At 64.5% G+C, this 2,708-nt stretch carries 1 protein-coding gene and 2 pseudogenes; 2 read left to right on the top strand and 1 reads right to left on the bottom strand.

What is annotated here, in order from left to right:
• Positions 1 to 188 (bottom strand): annotated as a pseudogene (locus tag WEB61_RS02740) (thioesterase family protein); the annotation flags it as partial.
• 260 nt (positions 189 to 448) lie between these two features.
• Between WEB61_RS02740 and ahcY the strand changes: the two are divergent.
• Positions 449 to 1,867, top strand: a complete 1,419-nt coding sequence (gene ahcY, locus WEB61_RS02735) for an adenosylhomocysteinase (RefSeq protein WP_368062796.1) — start codon at positions 449 to 451, stop codon at positions 1,865 to 1,867.
• A 189-nt stretch (positions 1,868 to 2,056) separates the two neighbouring features.
• Positions 2,057 to 2,708: pseudogene (locus tag WEB61_RS02730) on the top strand (hypothetical protein); the annotation flags it as partial.

Genomic DNA, 2,708 nt, shown 5'->3' with positions numbered 1-2,708 from the left:
GGGTCGCCGAGCTGCTTCGGGCTGCCGAGCGCCGCACCGAGCAGCACCGCCGCCGTCGTGCCGCCGAACGGGCCCATCATGTTCCAGTAGTCGTCTGACGTCGTGCCTCTCAGCCGCCCGTCATCCATGGGCACAAGCTGCGTGGCAATGTCGAGCGGATGAAGTGTCTGGGCAAGGGCTTGAGACATGGGGCTGCTCGTCTGAAAAATGGCGGGTGGCCGATCCGATCAGGCCGCTCCCGCCTTGTCGATGACCATCGAGGTAATAGAGGCGGGGGCCATTTCTCGGATAGCGCTAACATATAAAGATTTCTTTATATCGACCTTGCCCCCCATCCCCTCCCTTGCTATAACCGCCACCGAACCGGCCGACCCGCGAGCCGCGGTGCCTTGGCGCGCCGCCCGCGCCGACCGCCTGAAATCACGCCCCGCAAAGGAGCCTCCGCCCCATGAGCCAAGCTGCCAAAGCCGATCCGCGCGACTACGCGGTCAAGGACATCAACCTCGCCGATTGGGGTCGCAAGGAAATCGACATCGCCGAAACCGAAATGCCGGGTCTGATGGCAACGCGCGAGGAATTCGGCGCGCAGAAGCCCTTGAAGGGTGCTCGCATCGCCGGCTCGCTGCACATGACGATCCAGACAGCCGTGCTGATCGAGACGCTGGCCGAACTCGGCGCCGATATCCGCTGGGCTTCGTGCAACATTTACTCGACACAGGATCACGCGGCGGCAGCCATCGCCGCGCGCGGCGTTCCCGTCTTCGCCATCAAGGGTGAAAGCCTCGAGGACTACTGGGAATACACCCATCGCATTTTCGAATGGTCGGATGGCGGCACGCCCAACATGATTCTCGATGACGGCGGCGACGCGACGCTTCTCATCCATCTCGGCAAGCGCGCCGAGGACGGCGACGTGGCCTTTCTCGAAACGCCCGGCAACGAGGAGGAGGAAATCCTCTTCGCCGCCATCAAGCGCCGTCTGAAGCACAAGCCGGGTTGGTACAACCAGGTCGCGAAAAGCGTGCGCGGCGTGACGGAAGAAACCACCACCGGCGTCCACCGTCTCTATGAGATGCAGAAGAAGGGCACGCTGCTCTGGCCGGCAATCAACGTCAACGACAGCGTCACCAAGTCCAAGTTCGACAACCTTTATGGTTGCCGTGAATCGCTGGTCGACGGCATCCGCCGCGCCACCGACGTCATGATGTCGGGCAAGGTCGGCGTCGTCGCGGGCTTCGGCGACGTGGGCAAGGGCTCCGCCGCCTCGCTCCGTCAGGCCGGCTGCCGCGTCATCGTCACCGAAATCGATCCGATCTGCGCGCTGCAGGCCGCGATGGAAGGCTATGAAGTAACGACCATGGACGAAGCTGCGTCCCGCGGCGACATCTTCGTCACGACAACGGGCAATGTCGATGTCATCACCGTCGACCACATGCGGAAAATGAAGCACCGCGCTATCGTCTGCAACATCGGTCACTTCGACAGCGAGATCCAGATCGGTGGCCTGCGTAATCTCAAGTGGCACAACGTCAAGCCGCAGGTCGACGAGATCGAGTTCCAGGACGGCAAGCGCATTATCCTGCTCGCCGAAGGCCGCCTCGTGAACCTCGGTTGCGGCACCGGCCATCCGAGTTTCGTCATGTCGGCCTCCTTCACCAACCAGACGCTCGCTCAGATGGAGCTCTGGACGAAGCCGGGCGACTACGAGAAGAAGGTCTACGTCCTGAAGAAGGAGCTCGACGAAAAGGTCGCGCGCCTGCATCTCGCCAAGATCGGCGTGAAGCTCGAAACGCTGAACAAGAAGCAGGCCGACTATATCGGCGTCTCCGCCGAGGGCCCCTTCAAGCCCGAAACCTACCGCTACTGAGTGGCCTCATCGGCAGGATCGAGCCCGGCGGAAACGCCGGGCTTTTTTCTGTCCTTTTTCGCGACAGCGCGGCCGATGGTGTAGTATGGCCACAGCCGGCTGATTTGCGGGCGAAAGGGCCTTATGCTCTCAGGGGGGCGGCCTGCAGGCGGGATGTGTGGCATGAGGGCGCGAAAACGCCGGTCAGGGATGGGAAGGCTTGTCGCGGGCGTTGGCGCCGCGCTGATCCCGTCCGCCGCTGTTGCGCAGGAAATCGTGCCCGGCGGCTTGATGGAGAGGCTTGCCGCGATCGGATTGGCACCGGAGACGGCCGCCGATCCGGCGCTCACCGCTTCCTATGCCATAGCCGCCGGCATCGCCTTTGCGGGTGCGCTCGCCGCCATTGTCGGCCTGCGTTCGGCCCGCGCGGCGCGGCGCGTTGCGCTTGAGCGCGAGGCGAGCGTCGGCACGCTTGAAGTCCGGCTCGATGCGGCCGAGGCGATCCTTGCCGCCGAACCCGACGCCGTCTTCATCTGGACGCCTGAATCGTTGCGCGCCGCGCCCGGTACTTTTCAGGCGCGGCCCCGCATCGTCGGCTCCACGGCCACGCTGGTCGACCCTTCTTCCGGCGATCTCGATTTCAACTACCTGCTGACGAAGCTCGAGCCTGAAAATGCCGGTCGCCTCAACACGGCGGTGCAGCGCTTGCGCACGCGCGGCGCGCGCTTCTCGCTTCACGTGCAATCGACCGACGGCCGCACCTTCGAGGCCGAGGGCCGTCCGGCCGGCGCCTTGGCGGTGCTCTGGCTGCGCGACGTCACGGGCGAACGCGCCGAGGTCTCGCGCCTGAAGGATCGGCTCG

This window comes from Parvibaculum sp. (assembly GCF_040882025.1).
Lineage (GTDB): Bacteria > Pseudomonadota > Alphaproteobacteria > Parvibaculales > Parvibaculaceae > Parvibaculum.
The sequence above is the reverse complement of the archived record's forward strand: the minus strand, read 5'-3'. Positions and strand labels throughout refer to the sequence as shown.

Excerpts from the sequence above, each read along its gene's own strand:
- ahcY (WP_368062796.1), top strand. The coding sequence starts at position 449 with ATGAGCCAAGCTGCCAAAGCCGATCCGCGCGACTACGCGGTCAAGGAC.